We start from the raw sequence: 25068 nt of genomic DNA on the forward strand, positions 1-25068 counted from the left end.
GATAAAGTAGTGATGTTATAGAATAGATTATCCATAATATAGGGAAAAGATTTAAAGTAAATTATCGGTAAATAAGGGGAAAAGGGCAATCATGGATCAAGAAAAAAATAATGTTAATGGGAAATCACGTCGGCCGATTGTATACATAAAAAGAACAATCATTCTTGTTCTACTATTTTCGCTTGTATATTTCATGTATACAAAAATTGTTACGCATAATAAGAAAGAGGAAACTTTAAAAGCGGCAGCAGAAATGAAAAAACAAGAAGAGCTAAAAAAGAAAGAAGAAGAAAAAAAGAAGCAAGAAGCACAAAAACAAAAAGAGCAGGAAGAACAAGTAGAGCAAGTACAAGCTGTGGAAAAGCCTGCTGAGGGACCACCTCAAGAAATTAATGAAAACGCTCAATTAGATCAATATTTACAAAACGCAGGATTTAGCGGGACAGCTGTTATTGTGAAGAACGGAAAAGTTCTTTTGAATAAAGGATACGGTATGGCGAACAAAGAGAAACAAGTACCGAATAATTCAGAGACAACTTTTTATATTGGTTCTATTTCAAAGGCATTTGTAGCGACTGCTATTATGCAATTAAAGGATCAAAATAAATTAAACGTAGAGGATACGGTTGCAAAGTATATTCCTGATTTCCCTCAAGGTAATGGTATTCAGTTAAAACATTTACTAACACATACTTCAGGAATTCCAGAGTATGAGCAGGGAACAGAGGATATTTCTCATGAAGAATTGATAAAAAGAATAGGAAAGCAAAAGCGTGTAGGGAGTCCAGGAGAGAAATGGAAATATTCCGATTCGAACTATTCGATACTCGCCTACATCGCTGAGAAGGTAAGTGGACAACCGTTAGAAGAATATATTAAACAACATATTTTTGCTACTGCGGGTATGAAGCAGTCTGGTTTCGGCAAAGGGCTAGAGCAAACAAGGTTTCCATCGACAGGTTATAAAATAGTAAATAACAATATGACAACACCTAATATTCCAAGTATGTCACAACTATATGGTTGTGGTGATATATATACAAGTGCACATGATTTATATTTATTTAATGAAGCACTCTTCTCTGGAAAGCTGATTTCAAAAGAGAGTTATGATCAAATGTTTACGGCTGTGAAAAAGGATTACGGATTTGGTTGGTATGTAGACCCGGGAAGTTATTCGAATCACGGTGTAATGCCAGGATGGAATTGTTTAAATGGATTTAGCAAAAACGGAAGTGTGTATGTCGTTTTATTATCTAACATTCAAAATAATATTAAATCGTTTGGTAAAGTGAATAACGACATTTATACGATGTTGCGAAATATTGAAGTATAAGAGGCTATCCTATTGGATAGTCTTTTTTTATTGAGGAAGTGTAGGGGCAATGGGATAATGAAATAAAGTGAAACTTTAATCAGTGGGGATCTTACTGCCCGGCGAATAGCGGGATAAATGGAAAAGGGGGAGGGATATGAGTATACATAAGCATCACGCACGTAATGCAAAACGCATATTTTTTGCATCTGTCATTGTATGGATTATCGTCGCAATTGTATTAGTGATGGAATATAAAAAAGGGATGCTATTCACTTCGGAGAAAGAAAATTTGAAATTAATAAGTGTTGTACTACCAGCATTTGGATTATTAATATATAGTTTTATGGAAAAACGAAGGTCAAAAATGCTTAAACAGGAAAATAATCATATAGAGACTTCTGAATTATTTGAGCAAAAAAAATTTGTTGTTCGCAAAGAGGTAGGAGTATTTCAAGTAATAACGTACTTTGGATTAGATGGCAGTGCAGTAGGATTTTTAAAAGAAGAGTATGATTTGGTTATTCAACGTGTATGGCAAGCTGTACTTTCTTTTCTTTTTAAGGGACTACATAAGCAACAATTTTATTTATATAATCACTCGGGAGAAAGGTTGTTGCGTGTTCAAAAGGAGAAGGGAGTACGCAATTTCTATACTTTTTCTAATATAGATGGAAAGAAAATTGGAGAGTTGAAACAAGTACTAAGTTTAACAAAGTGGGAATGGATCTTTTTAGGGGTGGATGGTAAAGAATTTGGTAAAGTGACTGGGGACCTTTCAGCAACAATGCAGAAAATAGATTGGCGAGATGGAACGCATATTGATGTAAAAGAAGATGGTATTCCTTTAGAAGCTGTTAAGTATTTCTCGGCAAGTGGTGGTTCACTTGTTACAGCTTCTATAAGTGAACAGGCTGAATTACCACGAGCGGTTTATTATAGTGCAGCTGCCATTGTTACAATTAAAAATTAAAATATATATAAAGATAGATGGGATACCATCTATCTTTTTTATGTGATTAAAAAAGATTGTTTCTTTGAAAAATGTATGTCTTACCTATCACAAAAAAGTCTGCTTTGTATACATTAAGATGTATAGATGTATTTTTTATACTTTAAAAATACTAGGAGGAGAAGTGTATGTGTTTGTTCGGTAAATATTGGAAAAAGCTATCGAGATTGTTTAATAGACAATTAGATTATTTTTTAGATAATAAGTTATTGCCTGCTGTGGAGAGACTTTTATTTTCACAAAACTTCGCGAGATTTATTCAAAGAAACTCTAAGCAAGCTACGGAAGAAGTTATTGAATCAAGTAGATTCCAATCTATTATTTGTAACATTTTAAAAGAATGTAATACATCACCTTTTAAAGAAATTGCAGAGCAATATTTGGGTAAAAACGTAGAAATTACTGTGACAGTTGGACAGTTAACTGGTGTGATTGTAGCAGTTGGTGATGATTTCTTAACATTGCAAGAAGGAATAGGAACAGAAGTTTTATTACCATTTACAAGTATTATATCAATTAAAGAAGTGTAAGAAAGGAGAGTTATATATGTTATTTACTGATGAATTACGTAACCATGTTGGTGAACTAGTGCAAGTTGTGACAGCTGTAGAAATCATTGCAGGAGTTCTTTTATCTGTGACAGATGGGGCAGTAATTGTACGTACTTCTCCTTCTTATGGACCACCAGAAGATGTAGTTGTACGTATTCCTATTATTGCTTATGTTCGCTTGGAAGGGTAAGAGTGATACAAGTATGAGAGTGTCAGTTGTTATTCCAGTGCATAATGAAGCAAGTACTTTATCAAAAGTTTTAGTAGAAGTGAGAAAGTTGGAACCATATGAAATTATCATAGTAGATAATGGATCGACAGATGGTACGAAAGAAATAGCATTACAGCATAATTGCCGTGTGATTTATTATAGATATTCCCTTGGTAATGATGTGGGACGGGCAATTGGTGCTAGAGAAGCAAAAGGTGAAATTGTTTTATTTTTAGATGGTGATATCGTTATGAAAAGTGAAGAATTATACAATTTTATTAAAGGAATACAGCAAGGACATGAGATTGTTTTAAATAATTTAACATGGTCCGTTTATTTGAAGATGAGACCGCATTATACGACGGTTGGAAAATATATGTTAAATCGTTATTTGAACAAGAAAGAGTTTGTTGTAGGATCTTTAATTGCAATACCACATGCGATAAGTCGTGAAGTGATTGAAAAACTGGGGTGGTGGAATTTAGCAGATCCAGCATTATTTCAAGCAATGGCGATGTCTAGAGGAGTAAATATTTCTGATATGGCTTCAGTTGATGTCATTTACACAAATAAAGTTCGTCCTGTTCATACGGGCACATCACCGGGTTCACCTTATCCGAAAGCGACTAGCCGTATTATGGGCGATCATTTACGTGCTTTACAATACGTAATCGAAACATATGGTAAACGCGGTAGTTTTTCGGAGGGGAACAGAGATAGAGAGTTTATAGGGAAATATAAACCAGTTGTATTAAAGAAGGAAAAAGCGAAATATAGTGCGATTATACCAGTGTCAGAAGAAAAAATGACTATAAGATCTGTTATACAAGAAGTAAAAAAAGCAGGGGTAGACGAAATTATTGTTGTTGTGAATGGAGCAGATATTGAGACTGTTAAACAAGTAAAGCTAGAGAATGTTATTGTTGTTGAATTTACGAAGGCGCTTGGACACAATGTAGCACGAGCGATAGGTGCCATGCATGCTACAGCAGATATTTGTTTATTCGTTGATGGAGATTTTGTTATTCCGGCAAAAAAACTAGTTCAATTTTTGTGTGCTATTGAAGGTGGAAGTGATGTGGCATTAAATGATTTGCAGTGTTTATTAGATATATTTCATCCAGCAGATCCAATTAGTATGGGAAAATACTTTTTGAATTTGGTAGCGAAACGACCAGATTTATGGAATAACTCACTAACAGCAGTACCACATGCCATTCATAAGAAGGTAATAGAGAAAATTGGTTATGATTCTCTTGTGATTCCTCCATTAGCTCAGGTGAAAGCTATTTTAGAAGGATTCTCTATTACAGCAGTAGAGTTAGAAGATGTTATAAAAACAAATCGAGTACGTCCAGAGCAACACGAATTTGTAAATGGGCGTATTTCAGCATTTGATCGTATTTTCGGTGATCAAATTGAGGCGATTGCGTATTTATTACAATGTACAGACGAACGCGGTGGCTTTACGGATGGAGATAGAGATAGAGATATCATTCAACAATTGAGAAGGGAAGAAGAGAATACAAATGAATAGTAGTAAAGTAGCTATTATTGGCTTAGGGTATGTTGGCCTTCCTTTAGCAGTCCATTTTGCAGAGAGAGGGCATACAGTACTTGGGTTAGATAAAGATATTAGAAAAATAGAATCAATTATAAAAGGAGAAAGCTATATTCCGGATGTTTCTTCTAAAGAGTTACAAAGTTTATTGGTGAAAAAAAAATTAATAGTGAACACACCGGATCAAGGCATTGCTGATTTTCAAAATAGTGATTATGTTATTGTTACTGTCCCGACTCCGATTAATGAACAAAGAGAACCAGACTTAAGTGCCCTCATTTCAGCCTCACATTATATACAACAAAATCTTCAAAAAGGACAAACCTTCATTTTTGAAAGCTCCACATATCCAGGTACACTCGAGGAAGTTATCATTCCTATTATTTCTCAAACAGGTAAAAAGGTAGGAGAAGATTTCTATATCGGATATTCCCCTGAGAGAATTGATCCGGCTAATAGTCACTATTCTGTTCAAACGATTCCAAAAGTTATTAGTGGACAAACAGAAAAGTGTAAACAAAAAGTTCAGGAGTTGTATAGCACTACATTTGATGTAGTTGTTCCAGTTAGTTCTCCGAAAGTAGCGGAAATGTGTAAGTTATTTGAAAATATTCAGCGCCTAGTCAATATTTCCTTAGTAAATGAGTTAAACACACTATGTGAAAGTTTAGGAATTGATTTTTATGAGGCGCTTGAAGCTGCATCTACAAAACCGTTTGGATTTACCCCATATTGGCCAGGACCAGGAATAGGAGGACATTGTATTCCAGTAGATCCTTTATATTTCCAATGGAGGATAAAAAAGAATGGGACAATTAGTCAATTAATTGAAGCAGCACATGTGATTAATGAAGAAATGCCAGAGAAAATAGTTAAGAAAGTAAAAGGCATGGTGCAATCGCCTGCATCAGTTTTAATTGTAGGAATTGCGTATAAGAAAGATGTAAATGACTTAAGAGAATCACCAGCGTTGCCAATTATCGAATTGTTAATAAAAGAAGGATATGAGATAGAATATCACGATCCATATATTTCTTCTGCAAAATTTGGAGATAAGGTGTACCAATCTGTTTCTTTGGATGAACAAGTCGTTAAACAAGCGGGTTGTATTTTAATTTTAACTGATCACTCTAATATCGATTGGAAGCTTTTTAAAGGAATGAAGCGAGTAATAGATACGCGTGGAATTATAAAGAAGGTGAGTGTATGAGTAAGAAATGTTTAATTACAGGTGGAGCAGGATTTATTGGATCACATTTAGCTGAAGAGCTGGTGAAAAGAGGCTATAGGGTTACGATTGTTGATAACTTCTATAAAGGGAAAAATAAATATCATGATGAGTTAATGAAAGAAATTCGGGTTATTCCAATAAGTGTTTTAGATAAAAATTCTATTTATGAATTAGTAAATCAACATGATGTAGTTTTTCATTTAGCGGCAATTTTAGGTGTGAAAACGACAATGGAAAAGAGTATAGAGCTTATTGAAACGAATTTTGATGGAACGAGAAACATTTTACAAGCAGCGCTAAAAGAAAAGAAGAAAGTAGTCTTTGCTTCTACTTCAGAAGTATATGGTAAGGCAAAGCCACCCTTCTCTGAAGAGGGGGATCGATTATACGGGGCAACTTCAAAAATACGTTGGAGTTATGCAATTTGTAAAACATTAGAAGAAACATTATGTTTAGGCTACGCATTAGAAGGTTTACCTGTCACGATTGTTCGTTATTTTAATATTTATGGTCCAAGAGCGAAAGATGGTCCGTATGCAGGGGTAATCCCACGATTTATCCGTGCAGCTTTGCAAGGAGAAGACATTCTCGTATATGGAGATGGAAAGCAGACACGTTGCTTCACGTATGTAAGTGATGCGGTAGAGGCAACGATTCGAGCAATGGATGAGAAGGTAAATGGTGAAATTATTAATATAGGTTCTGACAATGAAAAGAGTATAAAAGAAGTAGCAGAAGTAATTAAAAAGCTAACGAAATCTTCTTCAAAGATTGTCCAAGTTCCTTTTGAAGAGGTGTACCCACATGGTTTTGAAGAAATTCCAAATAGAAGACCAGATGTTGCGAAATTAAGAGAACTTGTTCAGTTTCAAGCAGAAGTAACATGGGAAGAAGGATTGAAAGAAACTATTAAGTGGTTCCGTGAAGAAAATAATGGCTAAGTCACTATCGGTCATTATACCTGTATGTAATGAAGCTGAAACGATTTCAGATGTTATCCAATCGGCAAAAGGATTAAATCCAATAGAGATTATTGTAGTAGCAAACGGTTGTAACGATGGTACAGAAGAGGTTGCTGATCGTTTAGGGTGTAAAGTAATCAAGCATACAGAGCTACTAGGGAACGATGTTGGCCGCGCGATTGGCGCAAAACACGCGATAGGTGACGTATTACTATTTATAGATGGAGATTTTGCTATTCAAACTTCAAAATTACAATTATTCCTGAATCCGATTTTACATGATCAGGCCGACATCGTTTTAAATAATTTGGACGCATTATTTTTAAAGAAACAAAAACCGCACGCCGTGACAGTATGGCGCCAAATATTAAATGCAATATTAGAGCGCGAAGAATTAAAGATTGATTCTTTATTAGCTGTACCGCATGCATTGACGAAAGAAGTTGTTCAAAGCATTGGATATGAATGTTTCGTTAATCCTATTGTCGCTCATTTACGCCTAGTACAAAGCAAATGGAGAATTAGTCGTCATTGTGCAATTGACGTTATTACACCGAATAAATTTCGGCCGGCCGAGCATGCTGCGTATGGCACGGGTCTTTCTCAATCTGAAAAACGGATGATAGGTGATCATATAGAAGCTGTAGCGGAGCGAATAGTAGGCAGTGATGAGCGCGGAGGGTATTATGATGGAAATAGGAAAAGAGAGTGTGTCTATCATACTTTAAGTTTCGAAGATTTTTATCAAGGATGGGGCGTTACATCTAAGTTGTATAAAGGAAAACAATTATCGGTCATTATTCCTGTACAAGATGAAGAGAAAACAATTGGAAATGTTATCGAAGAGCTTCGCAAAATTGAACCTTTTGAAATTATCGTTGTTGTAAATGGTTCGTCTGATAAAACAGCAACGATTGCAAAAGACAAGGGAGCAACAACAATTGTATATAAAGAAGCACTTGGCAACGATGTGGGGCGTTCACTTGGAACTTATTTCGCCAAAGGAGAAATTGTATTATTTATAGACGGTGATTTTGTTATTCCAGCTAGTGAGCTATATCCATTTGCAAAAGCTATTGCAGATGGAATGGATGTCGCATTAAATGATCTAAATCATTATTTAGATTTAAGAGTACCACTTCATCTTGTAACTGCATTTAAATATGCATTAAATTTAGCTTGTGATAGAAAAGATTTAGGAGTAGGATCTCTTATCGCTGTACCTAATGCGTTTAGCCAAAAGTGTTTGAAATCAATTGGGTATAGGTCTTTATTGTCACCTTGCGTAGCGCAAGTGAAAGCTATTCTTTCAGGATTCGAAATTGCGTGTGTAAGTCGTGTAGAGGTCGATAAGATGAACCGCATTCGTCCCAGTGAACATTTTGCAAAAATAGGTCATCCTCCAGCTGTCTTGCGAATTATAGGTGATCATATAGAAGGATTAGAGCAATTAATTGTATTAGAAGGTAGCCGTGGTGGATTCTATGATGGGAATAGAAAAAGAGATGTTTTAGAGTAGTAACAAAAAAAGTGTACAACATATGTACACTTTTTTTGTTCTGTTATAAAAACTATAACAGATTAGGAGATAAGAGTATTACAGCTCTACAATGGGTATTGTTCTTATATTACAAAATAGGACTCGTATATAAGGATACCAAAAAAATACAATTAAGGAAAGGGTTAATTATAAAGAGTTTTAAGTGAAGTTAACACTATGTATATAGTAGTTTGCTCAACATTTCACAAACATGTCACAACTATTTCGTTCACTTTAGCAAAAAAGTAGTATTCTAAGTGTGTAAGCTGTTATATAAAAAATCTTAGTCCTGTACTAATCAAAAATGGAGGAGATTAGGATGACTCAAGTATTAGAAAATGTTAAAAACGCATGGGAAAACTTTAAAGGTGAAAAATGGAAAGCAGAGATTGATGTTCGCGATTTCATTTTAAATAATGTAAACGTTTTCGAAGGAGACGAATCTTTCTTAGCGGGAGCAACTGAAGCAACGAAACAACTTTGGGATCAAGTAATGGATTTAACAACGAAAGAACGTGAAAACGGTGGCGTTCTTGATATGGATACAAAAATTGTTTCTTCTATTACATCACATGAACCAGGATATTTAAATAAAGATATTGAAAAAGTAGTCGGTTTCCAAACCGAAAAACCATTTAAACGTTCTTTACAACCATATGGTGGTATTCGTATGGCGGAACAAGCTTGTGAATCTTATGGATACGAAATGGATAAAGAACTTAGTCGTATTTTCAGAGACTGGAGAAAAACGCATAATCAAGGTGTATTTGATGCATACACACCAGAAATGAAAGCGGCTCGTAAATCAGGTGTAATTACTGGCCTTCCAGATGCATACGGACGTGGACGTATTATCGGTGACTACCGACGCGTAGCATTATATGGTATTGATCATTTAATTGAAGTGAAAAAAGCTGATTTGAATTTAACTGGCGGTGTAATGAGTGAAGATACAATGCGTTTACGCGAAGAGTTATCTGAGCAAATGCGTGCACTTCAAGAGTTAAAACAAATGGCTGCTTCTCATGGCTTTGATATTTCTAAGCCTGCAACAAATACACAAGAAGCATTCCAATGGTTATACTTTGCATATCTAGCAGCGATTAAAGAGCAAAATGGAGCTGCAATGAGTCTTGGACGTACTTCTACATTCTTAGATATTTATATTGAAAGAGATTTAGCAAATGGTACTTTAACAGAAGAAGAAGTACAAGAAATTGTGGATCACTTCATTATGAAATTACGTCTTGTGAAATTTGCAAGAACACCTGATTATAATGAATTATTCTCTGGTGACCCAACTTGGGTAACTGAGTCTATCGGTGGTATAGCATTAGATGGTCGTCCATTAGTAACAAAGAACTCATTCCGTTTCTTGCATACATTAGATAATTTAGGACCAGCTCCAGAACCAAACTTAACAGTTCTTTGGTCTAAACAATTACCGCAGAACTTTAAAAACTACTGTGCGAAAATGTCTATTAAAACATCAGCAATTCAATATGAAAATGATGACATTATGCGTGCTGACTACGGCGATGACTACGGAATTGCTTGTTGTGTATCTGCAATGAGAATTGGTAAACAAATGCAGTTCTTCGGCGCACGTGCAAACTTAGCAAAAGCATTACTATATGCGATTAACGGTGGTAAAGATGAAAAATCTAAAGCACAAGTTGGTCCTGAGTACGCACCGATTACTTCTGAAGTATTAGATTATGAAGAAGTTATGCGTAAGTTTGATATGACAATGGAATGGTTAGCAGGTCTATATTTAAACACATTAAATGTTATTCATTACATGCATGATAAATATAGCTACGAACGTATTGAAATGGCACTGCATGATACAAATGTTCTTCGTACAATGGCAACAGGTATCGCGGGTCTATCTGTAGTAGCAGACTCTTTAAGTGCAATTAAACACGCAAAAGTAAAACCAATTCGTGATGAAAACGGAATTGCAGTTGACTTTGAAATCGAAGGAGATTTCCCTAAATACGGTAACAATGATGACCGTGTAGATGAAATTGCTGTAAATCTTGTAAAAACATTTATGAATAAACTTCGTAAACATAAAACATACAGAAATTCTGTTCATACAATGTCGATCTTAACAATCACATCTAACGTTGTATACGGTAAGAAAACTGGTAACACTCCAGATGGTCGCCGTACTGGAGAACCATTTGCACCAGGTGCGAACCCAATGCATGGTCGTGATACAAAAGGTGCATTAGCTTCATTATTATCTGTAGCTAAATTACCATATGAAGATGCACAAGATGGTATTTCTAATACATTCTCTATTATTCCAAAAGCACTTGGTAAAGAAGATGATGTACAAGTACGTAACTTAGTATCAATGCTTGATGGTTATGCAGTAAAAGAAGGCCATCACTTAAATATTAACGTATTTAATCGTGAAACATTAATGGATGCGATGGAACATCCTGAGAAATATCCACAATTAACAATTCGCGTATCTGGTTACGCTGTAAACTTTATTAAATTAACTCGTGAACAACAAATCGATGTAATTAATCGTACAATGCATGAAAGTATGTAAGTGAAAAAGTGTCCCTCTGCTTTTTATAAATAGCAGAGGGGGGCTGCTTCAATAAAGGAGGAAGTAACATGATAAAAGGAAGAATTCATTCTGTAGAGTCTTGTGGTACTGTTGATGGCCCAGGAATTCGTTATGTCATATTTACACAAGGGTGTTTATTGCGTTGTCAATACTGTCATAATGCTGATACGTGGGAGATCGGTAAAGGAAAAGAAATAACAGTTGAAGAAGTAATGCAGGATGTGACATGTTACCTTCCTTTTATTGAAGCTTCTGGAGGCGGTATAACAGTTAGTGGTGGTGAACCATTATTACAGCTAGATTTCTTAATTGAATTATTTAAGAAATGTAAGGAAGTTGGAATTCATACAACAATTGATTCTTCGGGTGGTTGTTATTCTGAAGAACCAGAATTCCAAAATAAGCTAGATATTTTAATGGATTACACAGATTTAGTTTTATTGGATTTGAAACATATTGATTCAAAGAAACACCGTAAATTAACAGGGAAACCAAATGAACATATTTTACAATTTGCTCGTTATTTATCGGATAAAAATAAACCAATTTGGGTAAGACACGTATTAGTTCCTGGTGTTACGGATAATGAAGAGGATCTACAAAAATTATCTAGCTTTATTCAAAGCCTGTCTAATGTTCAGAAGGTTGAAGTGCTACCATATCATAAGCTTGGTGTATATAAATGGGAGGCACTTGGGCATAAGTATCCACTCGCGAATGTAGAACCACCTACTGAAAAAAATGTAGAGCAAGCAAGACATATTTTACAAGTAGTCTAATCCAAATATTGGATTAGGCTTTTTGCTTTCTTTACAATAAAACCTAGAGTATGTATATAGAAAAGAGTATACTAAAAATAGAATATCCATATTTTTGTAAGGATTAAGTGGAGAAATTTACATAATTGTAAAGGGAAATCAAAATAGTAAAAAGAATTAAGAAGTAAAAGAGTGAGTATCATGGAATAGAGAACATTTGTAAGTTATTGCGAAAGCTCTTATAGGAAAGTATAATGTAAAGATATGAGCACAGATAGGATTAAGGGGTCAATCTTATATGCTTTGCATATCCACGACAGGTACATAGCTGAAAGAGAAGTATTAGAATCTGTTTATGTAATTTTTAAGGAAAATGTTTTTCCTATTGTCGTATATGCAATATGGAGAAACAATAAGCTAGGAGTGGATTTGTTTGATAAAAAACCCCAAGGTTTTAATATTAACTGCACATTACGGTAATGGTCATGTGCAAGTAGCGAAAACATTAGAACAAACATTTCGCCAAAAAGGAATTAAAGATGTAATTGTATGCGATTTGTTCGGAGAATCACATCCAGTTATAACCGATATTACAAAATATTTATATTTAAAAAGTTATACAATAGGAAAAGAATTATACCGTTTGTTTTATTATGGCGTAGAAAAAATTTATGATAAAAAAATAGCATCTTGGTATGCGAACTTTGGAAGAAAACGTTTGAAATTACTTTTACAAGCAGAGAAACCGGATATTGTTATTAATACTTTTCCGATCATAGCTGTACCAGAGTTAAAAAAGCAAACAGGTATTTCAATTCCTGTTTATAACGTATTAACGGATTTTTGTGTGCACAAAATATGGATTCATCGGGAAGTAGATCGTTATTTTGTAGCAACGGATCACGTGAAAAAAATTATGGTTGATATTGGTGTGCCCTCGGAGCAAATTGTTGAAACTGGAATTCCGATTCGTAGTAGTTTTGAGCTGAAGATCAATCCAGACATTATATATAATAAATATCAGTTATGTAAGAATAAAAAGATTTTACTAATTGTAGCAGGTGCTCATGGGGTATTAGGAAGTGTAAAAGAACTATGCCAATCATTTATGTCATTACCTGATTTACAAGTAGTTGTCGTTTGTGGAAAGAATGAAGCGTTAAAACAGGATTTATTAGGAGTACAGGAAAAAAATCCTGATGCATTAAAAGTATTTGGTTATGTTGAAAATATTGATGAATTATTCCGTGTTACTTCTTGTATGATTACGAAGCCAGGCGGTATTACGTTAAGTGAAGCGGCAGCATTGCAAGTACCTGTCATTTTATATAAACCTGTTCCAGGGCAAGAAAATGAAAATGCGATGTACTTTGAAAGAAAAGGAGCTGCAGTTGTCATTCGTGATGATAGTGAGGTTTTTGCAAAGACAGAGGCGTTATTACAAGATGATATGAAGCTTCTTCAAATGAAAGAAGCGATGAAAAGCATTTATCGTCCGGAGCCAGCTGGTCATATTGTGGATACAATTTTGACAGAAAATCATGTAGAACCGAATCATATACCTATTAAATCACCTGCTCTTGCACAATTATTTACTTAATATGAAACCCTCTTTTATATGTTTAAAGAGGGTTCTTTATTGTTTTATAAGATAAAGTAGTAACTTATCCACATGAAGCTTACGCTTTCATTAAACAGTAAAGTCGAAATATTAACAACTATATCCACATTGTCCACAATTTTTAGAAAATTATCCACAATTCTAACATTTACTATGCGTTACAACATATAAAATTGTGAAGGATTTGTTGAATTTATTCACAATTCTATAAATTGTGTGGATAACGTTATCCACACAAAAAAGGTTCCTTATTTATAAGGAACCTTTTTGTCTATTCTATCACGTAGAAAAAATATGTAATGAGAATGAATAATTAGGGGGGAAAACTTCTAATTATTCATTCTCACTTTAAATACTTTTCGAGCGATAACCCGCTGCGCGATCTGCTTTGCGAAATTCTCGTTGGTAAAGAACTTCTTGTGTACTAGATAATGTGTTTTTTGTTTTGTCACGTTTCTTTTTATCCATTACAAATCACCTCGTGTCCTAAAGTCACTATCTATCGTTCCCAAAGACATAGGGTGATATACGTATATGGCAAAATGTTAATGATTAATTAATTTTTCTAAAAATTTAGATTATGCTTCTTTTAATTGGTGAGCATCTTGGAACGTTGTATCTCGCATTGTAGCAAGTGTATATTGATCTTTTGGGATTTCATATAAGTTATATACTTCTTCATTTGCGTTAATTTCATCATAAACGGCTTTTCTTGTTTCGTTTGCTAGATTTACATATTGTAGTTTTTCGGCAGCTTTAATAGAACGAATATTTATTTTACGAATACGCATAAAGATTGTTTCAATATCTAATTCATAGAAAAGTTCACTAAAAAATGAATCTTTCGCCAATTTATTATAGCCTTTTCCATGATAGGGTTTGCCAAGCCATGTTCCGAGAAATCCGGCTTTTTCTTGCACATCAAATAAAGTAATTGTTCCGATAGGGTTACCCCATTCATCTAAAATTGTGCGTGAAATTAATTCCCCACGCTCTTCAGCTTCAATCGTTTGTTTCGTTAAAAATAAATACTCTTCATAAGAATAAGCCTTTTGACGCACAAAAGGGAAGACAGCTGGGTCCACCATTAACTCGTATAGAACGTGGCTGTCGTGTAAGTCGCGTTTTTTCAACATACTAACTCCTCCTCACACGAGGGTAGCATGACGAAAAAACACCCCACCCTCGAAATTTTTATATCAATCTTTAAAAAATTTCGGGGTGGGAATCGAACCCACTAGAACCAGTTTCTAACGCTGGTGGCGCACCATTTGCCTTCCCCATTCATCAATTTGAAAATGATAATCACGACACAAATTGATTATGGTTTCATTCAGTTTATAATCGTATAATACTTTATCTAGTCAAAAAAATAAACTAGTTTTTTTTATTTTTTTTGTAAATTATTTTTCCATCAATCATGGTTAGTACAGGCTTGGCTAAATAATGGAAAGGATGATGAGTCCATAACACAAGATCAGCGTCTTTTCCAACCTCAATGCTTCCAATTCTATCCTCTAAACGTAAATTTCGTGCTGGAAATATGGTGATTCCTTCTAGTGCAGTTTTTTCGTCTAATCCTTCTCTTACTGCGACAGCAGCACAAATATTTAAATATTGAATTGGTGTATAAGGGTGATCTGTTGTTATAGAAACTTCTACACCATTTTTCGATAATATATGGTAAGTATCCCATGTTTTGTTTTTAAGTTCGATTTTAGAACGGCGTGTAAGAGTGGGGCCAACTGAAACCTTCAAATTGTGTTTCGAAAGTTCTTCAACAATAAAGTGTCCTTCTGTACAATGTTCAATACGTAAATCGAGATTGAACTCTGTTGCAAAGCGTAGAGCAGAACTAATATCATCTGCTCGGTGAGCGTGGATACGTACGGGTATTTCGCGGCGTAATGCTTTTAAGATAGGAAGCATTCGAAAATCAGCTTCATGCCCGTAGTGCTGTGCTTCATAGAATGATTCCCGAAGTAATCCCATAATTCCCATACGTGTTATGGATTCTTTTGTTCCATTACTATGGACCTTTTTAGGATTTTCTCCAAAGGCAATCTTTAAGCCGGCAGGTTCTTGAATAATCATATGATCAATACAAGTTCCAGCTGTTTTTATTACACAAGTCGTACCACCGATAATGTTTTGACTTCCTGGCATAACGTGAACAGTTGTGATTCCGTTTTGTACAGCATCTTGAAATGCAATATCAAAAGGGTGGATTCCGTCCAAAGAACGGATATGTGGTGTTGAAACTTCAGATGTTTCATTTGCATCATTGCCAGCCCAACCAGTACCTTCATCATAGAGACCAAGATGAGTATGGACATCAATAAATCCAGGTAAAAGATGAAGAGCACGAGCGTCTATAACTGTCATATCTTGAGTAGGCTGAATGGAAGGCTTGACCTCGGCAATTCTTTCTCCTATAACGAGTACATCCCCTTGAAATTTTTGGGATGTAATAGGATAGACAATGGCTTGTTTGAGCAATATTTTCATAGGTACCTCATTTCTGTTACTTTACAATATTAATGGAATTTAAGGGAAAGTAACTGAAAGGTTATTTGTGTAATAATGCTCCGGATTCTAGAAAATGAAAGTTTTGAAAGGGACCTTGTAAAACTGTGTTTTAGAAGTACTACATTGTATGCGAAAGTATATTTTGTAATGCATGGTCTATTGCCGGAAATGTGTATTGATACCCATGTTCAATTGCTTTACTAGGTAATACATGTTGTCCTTCGAGTACAAGTATACTCATCTCACCTAATAAAGTGTGAAGCATAAATGAAGGGACAGGTAACCAATGAGGTTTTTTCATTATAGTTGCAATGGTTTCTCCAAATTCCTTCATTCTTATAGGTAGGGGAGCTGTGATGTTAAAAGGGCCATCAATTTCTTCTTTGTGTATGATGAAATCAATTAGGCGAACGACATCGTCTATATGAATCCATGATAACCATTGGTTTCCAGATCCAATTGTACCTCCAATATAGAATTGATAGGGGAGTAGCATTTTGGGAAGAGCTCCTCCGTCTGCGCCTAATACAACTCCAAGTCTTGCGTAGATTGTTCGCATTCCAAGAGAACGTGCTTTAGATGCTTCTTGTTCCCATGAATATACTGTATTTGCTAAAAAGTCATTTCCAGGAATCTCATGCTGTTCTGTAAAAGACTCAGTTTCAGACGTTCCGTAGTATCCAATAGCACTTGCGTTAATAAATGTATTTGGCTTTGTACCAAGTGTTTGCAATTGTTTAATGAGTCCTTTTGTTGTTTGAATTCGACTGTTTAAAATGGATTCCTTTTGTTTCTTTGTCCATCTACTATTAATAGACTCTCCAGCTAGATTAATAACTACATCGATAGAAGCGAGGGGGAAGGTTTGTAAATCTGGTGTCCATTGTACATACTGAAGGTTAGGGTGGGAAGTTTCAGTAGTTTTGTTTCGAGTAAGAATGTAAACATTATATCCTTTTTGAATAAAAAAAGTAGAAAGGTATTTACCGATAAAGCCGGTACCACCAGAAATTGCGATTCTCACAATTATTTCCTCCTCATTATATATATTCTTGAAAAGCAAAAACGTTCCTTGACTATGTTAAAATAATAGAGAGGTGAGAGTATGGCTGTCATTACAAAAATAGAAGTGCAAAAACGATCGAAAGAACGATTTAATATTTATATTGATAAAGGTCAAGGTGAAGAATACGGATTTAGTGTGGATCAAGTAATCTTAATGAAACATGGATTACAAAAAGGATTAGAAATTGATGAAATAGCGTTAGGGAATATTTTATACAATGAAGAGGTACAAAAAGCATATTTACAAGCAATTTCCTATCTATCCTATCAAATGAGAACAAAAAAAGAAGTAGAAGACTATTTACGAAAAAAAGAAGTGGGACAGGCCGTCATCTCTGAAGTCGTTTCGAAATTATTACATGATCGATATATTAATGATAAAGAGTACGCTGTTTTATATACACGAACGCAAAGTAATGTGAATCGAAAGGGTCCAACTGTTATTAAAAGAGAATTATTAAATAAAGGTGTTCAGGATCTAATTATTACACATAGTTTACAAGAATATCCGAAGGAAAAGCAAATTGAGAATGCTTTACTTCTTATAGAAAAGAAGAAAAGGTCTTATCAAAAGCATTCCTTTTTACAAATGAAGCTTAAGTTAGACGAAATGCTTGTTCGTAAAGGATATTCTAGAGATGTGATTCAAATTTGTTTGGAAGAATTGAAAGACGAAAAAGATGACGAACAGCAACAAGAAGCGTTACACTATCATGGGAATAAATATTATGAGAAATATAAGAAGTATGATGGATGGACATTCGAAAATAAGATGAAACAAGCGTTATATCGCAAAGGATTCTCTATTGATGAGATAGAGATATTTTTGCAGATGAAACGTGAAGAGGGATGAGGGGAATAAGATGAATATGCCAAAGCGCTACAGTGAAATGACACCACATGAGCTAAGGGAAGAAATTGGGGTTTTGAAAGAGCAAGCAATAAAGGCAGAGCAACTTGGTATTGTAAATGAGTTCGATGTATTAATGCGAAAGATGGCAATGGCTCGTGCTTATATGACTGATATAAACAAATTTCATATTGGTGAGACATATGAATTAGTAGAAGAACCTGGTATATTATTTGAAATTACGTATTTCAACGGGGTATTTGCTTGGGGACATAAGCAAAATGATAATGAAGAGATTGGAATACCGATTTCTTTATTGCAAGAAAAATGAAAACCAGAGAGCGAATATCTCTCTGGTTTTCATCTTTGGTAGGCGTTACAGGAGATAGGAGATTCTAAAATTGGCGTTTTTTACATTCATTCGCCAGTATAATGAGAGACTGGGTTTGTTGCGTCTGTCCGTTAACTTGCGCTTTTGCATGTTTCGGACGAGTCCACGTATGGTTAAATAATTCAGAACGACTATCTAAGCGATCACGGTAGCTCATCTTTATCACCTCGTGTAGGAAGTTAATTTTTTAGGTTGTACCTGAACTATTCTTCCTGCTGATTTGCAGCACGCATACGTTCTTGTGGGTGCGTGTTAATTGTGCCGTTAGGTCGTTTCGAAGCGAAGCGTGATTTCGCTTTCGGCTGACCATCGATTTTGCTGTTGTTTTTTGACTCAGACCAAAATTCGGCTTGTTTACCCATTGCGAACGCCCTCCTCATCATCAGTTGATACCTCTTTAAGAAGTATCACTTATAGAATGTGCAAAATAGAGGAAACTATCCTTTAGAAATTAAGGGAATAAATAGGTAAAAGGAGAATAGAACATGAATGATATTCACGAAACATTAACAAAAGAATTATTAGACAAAAATGACAAACTTTCTTACGCACAAGCTCGTGCGTGGGTTGAATTATTGTGGGAAGACTTTCAAACAACTTATGCGAAATCAGGTCGTTATCAAGGTGATGAAATGACTGAACAAGTGGTACGAACATGGATTAATAATCATGGAGGTCGCCTTCATGAAATGCGTACAAATAATCCGAAATATAGCCATTTAATCAATCAAGAAGATCATTTGAAACATTAAAAAAAAGCGACTTAAGTCGCTTTTTTTAATGTGGAAGTAATTCCAGTTTTTTTCGAAGTTTTTCTTCACTAAAAATCCATCCTGTATAGGAACTAATAATATTTAAATTGTGGTCGAGTTGAACGATTGCAACGAATGGATAATAATCTTTACTGCGATAGCGCAAATCAATGAAGCGAACTTCGTAATAATGATCATAATCGAAAATGTCCCAGCGATACACAGGGGAGAAAGATAGAAATGCTGAGATGTTTTCATCTTGTTTAGCTGCGCGCATAATAGCATTATCTGGGAACGGTACCCGGTCGAACTTATCATATATCATGATGTTACCACGATGCCATCTAGCAACGTAGTAATAATCAGTTGTAACGATTGCTAAATGATAATGATAAAATCTGTAAGAAGGGGAAATGATTATTTTCTCCACATGATTGAAACGTTTATATACGATGCTACGTATGTTTCTATGCATCATAATCCGTCCGATATAGTAAATAATCATCAATATATACGCTGCTAAGGCAGTATACCCTTTATGGGAACCTACAAGCATACAAGCAATCGTGAGTAGGTTGATAAAGAAAATGACGGTATCAAATGTATTAATGATGCCGAGCGCTACCCATTTTTTTGTGAAGGGCCGTAATGCCTGGGTACCGTAGGCGTTGAAAATATCTACAAAGACATGAAGAAAGACGGCAATAAATGACCAAAGTAGTAGATGCAAATATGGAGCGTCTGAAAAGAAGGCGAAAGAGATGCCACTTATAAGGAATGACCAAAGAATCACAGCAGGAATGGAATGAGTAATCCCGCGATGATTTCTTATATATTTAGCGTTATTACGCAATTTTAAAACTGTATCGATGTCAGGAATATTGGAACCGGCAATTGTAGCAAGCATAACTGCTTGTGGCCCAATATCACTTTGTGCTATGGCTGGATCTAACGTTGCCAAACTGCCTAGAGTAACGCCCATAACAAGGTGAGTGGCTGTGTCCATAGAAATCCACCTCCGTTTTTTATTAATGTAACTCTTTTTATTCGATACCTCAAGTCCTTTGCCTTCTATTTCCTATGTCATCTTACTTAAATTTTTTCCTAAAATCTTTATAATAGTACTTATATGCAAAAAAATGAGGGGGATCAAGTTTGACACTTGAAATATTAAATAATTTTAACATAGAGCAGTTTCAAAATGATTTAATTGGTTGGTTTGAAAAAGAGCAACGCGACTTACCGTGGCGTAAAAATAAAGATCCATACCGCGTCTGGGTTTCGGAAATTATGTTGCAGCAAACGAGGGTAGAAGCTGTAAAACCATATTACGCGAATTTTATGGGGAAGTTTCCTACTCTAGAAGCTTTGGCAAATGCTGGTGATGAAGAAGTGTTAAAAGCATGGGAAGGTTTAGGATATTATTCTAGAGCACGAAATTTACATGCGGCTGTAAAAGAAGTGAAAGAAGTATACGGCGGGATAGTACCGAGTGATGTAAAGAAAATTGAAAAATTAAAAGGAGTTGGCCCCTATACAAAAGGTGCTATTTTAAGTATCGCATATGGTATACCAGAGCCGGCAGTTGACGGAAATGTTATGCGTGTATTATCTCGCATTTTATCAGTATGGGATGACATTGCAAAACCGAAAACTAGAAAAGTGTTTGAAGAGATTGTACGTGAAATTATTTCGGCTGAAAATCCATCTTATTTTAATCAAGGTTTGATGGAATTAGGTGCACTAATTTGTATTCCAAAAAATCCATCTTGCTTACTTTGTCCTGTACGTGAACATTGTCGAGGATATGCTGAAGGTGTTCAAAAGGAGTTACCAGTAAAAAGTAAAGCGAAGGCTCCTACAATGGTACCGATTGTTGCAGGGGTACTTCAAACAGAAGATGGTCGTTACGTCATTAATAAACGTCCAAGTACCGGGTTATTAGCTAACATGTGGGAGTTTCCAAATGCTGAACTTGGGGAAGGGATTCGGAATCAGAAAGAGCAGCTTACAGATTATATGAAAGAAAAATTTGAGCTCTCGATTTCTATTGAAGAATACGCAGTGAATGTACAACATACATTTACACATCGCACTTGGGATATATTCGTATTTTACGGAAAAGTAACTGGTGATATTGTTGAAACAGATACATTGAAATTTGTATCGAAAGAAGCATTTGAGCAGTTACCATTCTCGAAATCGCATCGTACGATTTATGAGAATTGCGTTGAGAAAATTACAATGCAATAAAGTGAAACTTTAATCAGTGGGGGTTTTCTTCATCCCCACTGATTATTAGTTGAACTAATCGGACTTTTATGGGCAGTTGATCCCCCACCTAAATTCTTTGCTTTCGCTGCATTTTGAGGTGGGGGTCTTACTGCCCATTAAAGCGGGATAAATTAAAAAAGTGTTCCCTAGATTGGGAACACTTTTTTAATCGTAAGAAATTTTTGTCCCATGAGTCCAATTAGCTTCACCTTGTTGTAAGCCACCTCTTGATTCAATTTCTACTACAATTTCTTTATAGATACTTTGACCTTCTGCATTTAAATACGGCAAAATCTGTTGTAATGAGTGATGAAAATAAGCTAATTCATCTTCTTTCCATTCATTTTTTGAAATCATCGTTAGTTCAGTCATATCGCGTCCTATATACATACTCCCACCTCCATTTCCTATAGTTTGAATGAGTAATAAGAGATATATGCGAAATTTTTTAAAAAGAAAATTACGGATAGCTTCTAAGTAAATTGGTTACATTATTGGTTGTGGAGGTGAGAAAGATGAGTAAAAAACAACAAGGTTATAACAAGGCAACTTCTGGTGCTAGCATTCAAAGTACAAATGCTAGTTATGGTACAGAGTTCGCAACTGAAACAAATGCACAAGCAGTAAAACAAGCAAACGCACAATCAGAAGCAAAGAAAGCACAAGCTTCCGGTGCACAAAGTGCAAACGCTAGTTATGGTACAGAATTCGCAACTGAAACAGATGTGCACGCTGTGAAAAAACAAAATGCACAATCAGCTGCAAAACAATCACAATCTTCTAGTTCAAATCAGTAATGAAAGAAAAACACTTCTCTAATTCGGGAGAAGTGTTTTCTTTGTGCCTGGGTCATGGTAATGAAAATAAAGTGAACGACATAACTTCTAATAAGTCAACAAATGTAGTCAAAGGAGAAGGAAGGTAAAGATGAGAAATATGTAATGAGGAATAATAACTGATAAATAAGTCCAAAAGGGGGTAAGTAATGAACGATTTTGATAAGTTGGTAGGAGAGCAATTGGAAACGATGGATGAGTTGTTAAAGTTACAGGCTCATCTAGAGAAGTATCAGCAAATTGAAATGAGCGAAAAGGATACGTGCGATAAAAAGGAATTACATTTTATCCGCCAAGAAATATATAGAACAGAATTAGCATTAAAACTGTTACATGAGAAATTTGAAGAGCAAACAAATAGTGTGATTCAATCTTTTGAAACTGAAAAAATGATTTCGAGTTTAGGATAAGGCATATTGTTACCTTCCGGTGAAAGGTCCTTCTTTAGATAGAAATAAGGAAGGGCTTTTTCTATTTCCATTTCCTCGTTTGTAAATCATTTAGCGAAGGCCCCGTCTCCTAAGAAGATTAGGGATATGGTATTCAGTGTGAAAAATAGAGTCTTGTCGCTTTAGTTTTAAAATTTCGACAAAAAAGTTATAATAGAAAAAAAGTGAATGCAGCTCAAAGGGCATTTGCAGTTGAAAGAAGGGAGCATATATGGGATTTCCCAAAGAAGGAGAAAAAGTACAAATACATAGTTATAAACATAATGGCTCCATTCATAGAATGTGGGAAGAGACAACAATTTTAAAAGGGACACAGAGCCTTGTGATCGGAGCAAATGATCGTACAGTAGTGACAGAATCAGATGGCCGAACATGGATTACTCGTGAACCAGCAATTTGTTATTTTCATGCAAACTATTGGTTTAATGTGATTGGGATGCTAAGGGAAGAGGGAGTATATTATTATTGTAATTTAGGCTCACCTTTTGCATATGATTCTGAAGCATTAAAGTACATTGATTATGATTTAGATATTAAAGTATATCCAGATATGACATATACGCTTTTAGATGAAGATGAGTATGAAAAGCATAGTCAAATTATGCAGTATCCACCTGTTATTGATACTATTTTAAAACGAAATGTAGCACAATTAACACAATGGATTCATCAAAGAAAAGGGCCATTCGCGCCAGATTTCGTAGATATGTGGTATGAAAGATATTTAATGTACAGAAATTAAAACAAACCTGCAGGGGATTTCCCGGCAGGTTTGTCCTATTAGAGGGGGGATTATGTGCAAGGTATAAAAAGATATTTGCAATTTGTTAAACCGTATCGATGGCTTATTGCTATTACAATTATGATTGGTCTAGTTAAATTCGGCATCCCGCTTATTATGCCGTGGTTATTAAAATATATTATCGATGATGTAATTCAAGGCGGAGGGTCACTTCAAGATAAAACATCCCAATTAGTAACAGCCGTTGGGATTGCTTTTTTTATTTTTGCAGTAGTAAGACCGCCAATTGAATATTATCGTCAATATTTCGCGCAGCGTATCGCAAATACAATACTATATGATTTGCGAAAAAATATTTTTGGTCATTTACAAAAGTTGAGTTTACGCTATTATTCGAATACAAAAACAGGGGAGCTTATTTCACGTGTAATCCATGATGTAGAACAAACAAAGGATTTTGTAATTACTGGTTTGATGAATGTTTGGCTAGATACGGCAACGATTGCTATTGCTATTATTGTTATGTTTTCTATGAATATAAAATTAACATTTGTTGCGTTATTAATTTTACCTATTTATGTAGTGGCAGTGAAATATTTTTTCGGGCGTCTTCGAAAATTAACGAAAGAGCGTTCGCAAGCTTTAGCAACGATGCAAGGGTATTTACATGAACGTATTCAAGGGATGCAAGTGACACGTAGCTTTGCATTAGAAGAGTATGAGGGTAAGCAATTTGAAAAAAGAAATAATGAATTTTTGACGAAAGCATTAACGCATACGAGTTGGACTGCAAGGACATTTTCGGTAGTGAATACGTTAACCGATTTAGGCCCGTTACTGGTGATCGGTTTTGCAGCATATGAAGTAATTCAGGGGCAGTTAACATTAGGGACTATGGTTGCCTTTGTTGGATATATGGATAGTTTGTATAGTCCGCTTCGCCGCCTTGTCAATTCCTCTACAACATTAACACAGTCTTTCGCATCGATGGATCGAGTGTTTGAATTGTTAGATGAAAAATACGATATTGTCAATGTGCCAAGTGCGGTACAAACGACAAAATTAAATGGTGAAGTGATATTTGATAATGTATCTTTTCGTTACAATTCGGATGAAAAAGAGATATTACATAACCTTTCGTTAACTATGTTGCCAGGAGAGAAGGTAGCACTTGTAGGAGCAAGTGGGGGAGGGAAGTCATCTCTTGCTAGCTTAATCCCACGTTTCTATGATGTTTCTTCAGGTGCAGTTTATGTAGATGGGATAGATGTTAGAAAGTATGATATGAGAAATTTACGTAGTCATATTGGAATTGTACTGCAAGATAACTTGTTATTTAGTGATACAATCGGGGCAAATATTTTATATGGAAACCCGAAAGCTACAGAGGAAGAAGTGATTGCAGCTGCTAAAGCTGCGCAAATCCATGATTTTATTATAGAGTTACCTGATGGCTATGATACTGTCGTTGGGGAACGCGGTGTGAAGTTATCTGGTGGGCAAAGGCAACGTGTAGCGATTGCAAGAGTGTTTCTAAAGAATCCATCGTTGCTTATATTAGATGAGGCGACTTCCGCTTTAGATTTAGAAAATGAACGGTATATTCAGCAGGCGCTTCAGACGTTAGCTGCTGATCGGACGACGATCGTAATCGCACATCGATTGGCGACGATTACACATGTGGATACGATTATTTACATTGAAGATGGTGAAATTAAAGAAACAGGTTCTCATGAAGAGTTAATGAAAAAAAGAGGGTTTTATTACAATTTATATCAACTTCAACATATAACAGAAACAGCTCCTTTAGCGTAAAAGGAGCTGTTTT

27 protein-coding genes are annotated in these 25068 nt (G+C 35.3%); 19 read left to right on the forward strand and 8 right to left on the reverse strand.

Annotated elements, in window-relative coordinates:
- Positions 1 to 91: 91 nt before the first annotated feature.
- The 11 genes from JDS82_RS25940 (at position 92) to JDS82_RS25990 (ending at position 13331) form a co-directional block, all read left to right on the forward strand.
- On the forward strand, positions 92 to 1336 hold the full coding sequence (locus JDS82_RS25940) for a serine hydrolase domain-containing protein (protein WP_199714151.1): 1245 nt from the start codon (positions 92 to 94) through the stop codon (positions 1334 to 1336).
- Between the two features lie 136 nt (positions 1337 to 1472).
- Positions 1473 to 2288, forward strand: a complete 816-nt coding sequence (locus JDS82_RS25945; protein WP_048567303.1) for a hypothetical protein — start codon at positions 1473 to 1475, stop codon at positions 2286 to 2288.
- A gap of 167 nt (positions 2289 to 2455) precedes the next feature.
- A complete protein-coding gene (locus JDS82_RS25950) occupies positions 2456 to 2857 on the forward strand; it encodes an LSm family protein (protein ID WP_000335522.1) in 402 nt (133 codons plus the stop codon).
- Positions 2858 to 2873: 16 nt separating this feature from the next.
- Positions 2874 to 3068, forward strand: coding sequence for an LSm family protein (locus JDS82_RS25955; protein ID WP_000899469.1), 195 nt, complete (start codon positions 2874 to 2876; stop codon positions 3066 to 3068).
- Positions 3069 to 3081: 13 nt separating this feature from the next.
- Positions 3082 to 4626, forward strand: a complete 1545-nt coding sequence (locus JDS82_RS25960; RefSeq protein ID WP_048567304.1) for a glycosyltransferase family 2 protein — start codon at positions 3082 to 3084, stop codon at positions 4624 to 4626.
- Complete coding sequence (locus JDS82_RS25965; RefSeq protein ID WP_048567305.1) at positions 4619 to 5860, forward strand: nucleotide sugar dehydrogenase; 1242 nt, start codon at positions 4619 to 4621, stop codon at positions 5858 to 5860. Before JDS82_RS25960 ends, JDS82_RS25965 begins: the two co-directional genes overlap by 8 nt.
- Complete coding sequence (locus tag JDS82_RS25970; RefSeq protein WP_199714152.1) at positions 5857 to 6822, forward strand: NAD-dependent epimerase/dehydratase family protein; 966 nt, start codon at positions 5857 to 5859, stop codon at positions 6820 to 6822. The genes JDS82_RS25965 and JDS82_RS25970 overlap by 4 nt, the downstream gene beginning before the upstream one ends.
- A complete protein-coding gene (locus tag JDS82_RS25975; protein ID WP_046958170.1) occupies positions 6815 to 8362 on the forward strand; it encodes a glycosyltransferase family 2 protein in 1548 nt (515 codons plus the stop codon). The genes JDS82_RS25970 and JDS82_RS25975 overlap by 8 nt, the downstream gene beginning before the upstream one ends.
- 340 nt (positions 8363 to 8702) lie before the next feature.
- Positions 8703 to 10952, forward strand: a complete 2250-nt coding sequence (gene pflB, locus JDS82_RS25980) for a formate C-acetyltransferase (protein ID WP_000195475.1) — start codon at positions 8703 to 8705, stop codon at positions 10950 to 10952.
- Between the two features lie 68 nt (positions 10953 to 11020).
- Positions 11021 to 11752, forward strand: coding sequence for a pyruvate formate-lyase-activating protein (pflA, locus tag JDS82_RS25985; RefSeq protein WP_000589743.1), 732 nt, complete (start codon positions 11021 to 11023; stop codon positions 11750 to 11752).
- A gap of 412 nt (positions 11753 to 12164) precedes the next feature.
- On the forward strand, positions 12165 to 13331 hold the full coding sequence (locus JDS82_RS25990) for a diglucosyl diacylglycerol synthase (protein WP_000594705.1): 1167 nt from the start codon (positions 12165 to 12167) through the stop codon (positions 13329 to 13331).
- Positions 13332 to 13700: 369 nt separating this feature from the next.
- Here the strand turns inward: JDS82_RS25990 and JDS82_RS25995 are convergent, their stop codons facing one another.
- The 4 genes from JDS82_RS25995 to JDS82_RS26010 all read right to left on the reverse strand — a co-directional run bounded on the left by JDS82_RS25995 (position 13701) and on the right by JDS82_RS26010 (position 16905).
- On the reverse strand, positions 13701 to 13820 hold the full coding sequence (locus JDS82_RS25995; protein ID WP_000358487.1) for a YfhE family protein: 120 nt from the start codon (positions 13818 to 13820) through the stop codon (positions 13701 to 13703).
- Between the two features lie 110 nt (positions 13821 to 13930).
- Positions 13931 to 14488, reverse strand: a complete 558-nt coding sequence (locus JDS82_RS26000; RefSeq protein WP_000914737.1) for a GNAT family N-acetyltransferase — start codon at positions 14486 to 14488, stop codon at positions 13931 to 13933.
- A gap of 241 nt (positions 14489 to 14729) precedes the next feature.
- Positions 14730 to 15860 carry an amidohydrolase gene (locus JDS82_RS26005; RefSeq protein ID WP_000698306.1) on the reverse strand — a complete coding sequence of 377 codons (1131 nt, stop codon included), beginning with the start codon at positions 15858 to 15860 and terminating at the stop codon, positions 14730 to 14732.
- A gap of 139 nt (positions 15861 to 15999) precedes the next feature.
- Positions 16000 to 16905 (reverse strand): TIGR01777 family oxidoreductase, encoded by a 906-nt coding sequence (locus tag JDS82_RS26010; RefSeq protein WP_001216942.1) that lies wholly within the window; start codon positions 16903 to 16905, stop codon positions 16000 to 16002.
- 81 nt (positions 16906 to 16986) lie between these two features.
- Here JDS82_RS26010 and recX point away from each other — a divergent pair, with 81 nt between their 5' ends.
- Both recX and JDS82_RS26020 read left to right on the forward strand, forming a co-directional pair.
- The gene (gene recX / locus JDS82_RS26015) at positions 16987 to 17799 is read left to right on the forward strand and encodes a recombination regulator RecX (RefSeq protein ID WP_000268506.1); all 813 of its coding nucleotides are present in this window, start codon (positions 16987 to 16989) and stop codon (positions 17797 to 17799) included.
- 10 nt (positions 17800 to 17809) lie between these two features.
- A complete protein-coding gene (locus JDS82_RS26020; protein WP_001057030.1) occupies positions 17810 to 18127 on the forward strand; it encodes a YfhH family protein in 318 nt (105 codons plus the stop codon).
- Positions 18128 to 18191: 64 nt separating this feature from the next.
- Here the strand turns inward: JDS82_RS26020 and JDS82_RS26025 are convergent, their stop codons facing one another.
- Entirely contained in the window at positions 18192 to 18344 is a 153-nt protein-coding gene (locus JDS82_RS26025; protein ID WP_000122093.1) for a YpzG family protein, read from the reverse strand.
- Positions 18345 to 18390: 46 nt separating this feature from the next.
- Positions 18391 to 18549, reverse strand: coding sequence for a small, acid-soluble spore protein K (locus tag JDS82_RS26030; protein WP_000517891.1), 159 nt, complete (start codon positions 18547 to 18549; stop codon positions 18391 to 18393).
- Positions 18550 to 18672: 123 nt separating this feature from the next.
- On the opposite strand from JDS82_RS26030, the gene JDS82_RS26035 reads away from it, so the two are divergent.
- A complete protein-coding gene (locus tag JDS82_RS26035) occupies positions 18673 to 18939 on the forward strand; it encodes a YfhJ family protein (protein WP_000997857.1) in 267 nt (88 codons plus the stop codon).
- Positions 18940 to 18964: 25 nt separating this feature from the next.
- Here the strand turns inward: JDS82_RS26035 and JDS82_RS26040 are convergent, their stop codons facing one another.
- Entirely contained in the window at positions 18965 to 19945 is a 981-nt protein-coding gene (locus tag JDS82_RS26040; RefSeq protein ID WP_199714153.1) for a metal-dependent hydrolase, read from the reverse strand.
- 149 nt (positions 19946 to 20094) lie between these two features.
- Here JDS82_RS26040 and mutY point away from each other — a divergent pair, with 149 nt between their 5' ends.
- A complete protein-coding gene (gene mutY / locus JDS82_RS26045) occupies positions 20095 to 21192 on the forward strand; it encodes an A/G-specific adenine glycosylase (RefSeq protein ID WP_000171415.1) in 1098 nt (365 codons plus the stop codon).
- A gap of 186 nt (positions 21193 to 21378) precedes the next feature.
- On the opposite strand, the gene JDS82_RS26050 is transcribed toward mutY, so the two are convergent.
- A complete protein-coding gene (locus JDS82_RS26050; RefSeq protein ID WP_000275434.1) occupies positions 21379 to 21603 on the reverse strand; it encodes a hypothetical protein in 225 nt (74 codons plus the stop codon).
- 125 nt (positions 21604 to 21728) lie between these two features.
- Here JDS82_RS26050 and JDS82_RS26055 point away from each other — a divergent pair, with 125 nt between their 5' ends.
- The 4 genes from JDS82_RS26055 to JDS82_RS26070 all read left to right on the forward strand — a co-directional run bounded on the left by JDS82_RS26055 (position 21729) and on the right by JDS82_RS26070 (position 25055).
- Complete coding sequence (locus JDS82_RS26055) at positions 21729 to 22010, forward strand: gamma-type small acid-soluble spore protein (RefSeq protein ID WP_000039033.1); 282 nt, start codon at positions 21729 to 21731, stop codon at positions 22008 to 22010.
- A 188-nt stretch (positions 22011 to 22198) separates the two neighbouring features.
- A complete protein-coding gene (locus tag JDS82_RS26060; RefSeq protein WP_000997583.1) occupies positions 22199 to 22459 on the forward strand; it encodes a YgaB family protein in 261 nt (86 codons plus the stop codon).
- A gap of 250 nt (positions 22460 to 22709) precedes the next feature.
- Positions 22710 to 23240, forward strand: coding sequence for a nucleoside tri-diphosphate phosphatase (gene ntdP / locus JDS82_RS26065; RefSeq protein ID WP_000506626.1), 531 nt, complete (start codon positions 22710 to 22712; stop codon positions 23238 to 23240).
- Between the two features lie 54 nt (positions 23241 to 23294).
- Positions 23295 to 25055, forward strand: a complete 1761-nt coding sequence (locus JDS82_RS26070; RefSeq protein WP_001161632.1) for an ABC transporter ATP-binding protein — start codon at positions 23295 to 23297, stop codon at positions 25053 to 25055.
- The last annotated feature ends 13 nt before the right edge of the window (positions 25056 to 25068 follow it).

The organism is Bacillus cereus group sp. N14 (assembly GCF_016483555.1).
In the GTDB taxonomy this organism is placed as follows: Bacteria; Bacillota; Bacilli; order Bacillales; family Bacillaceae_G; genus Bacillus_A; species Bacillus_A wiedmannii.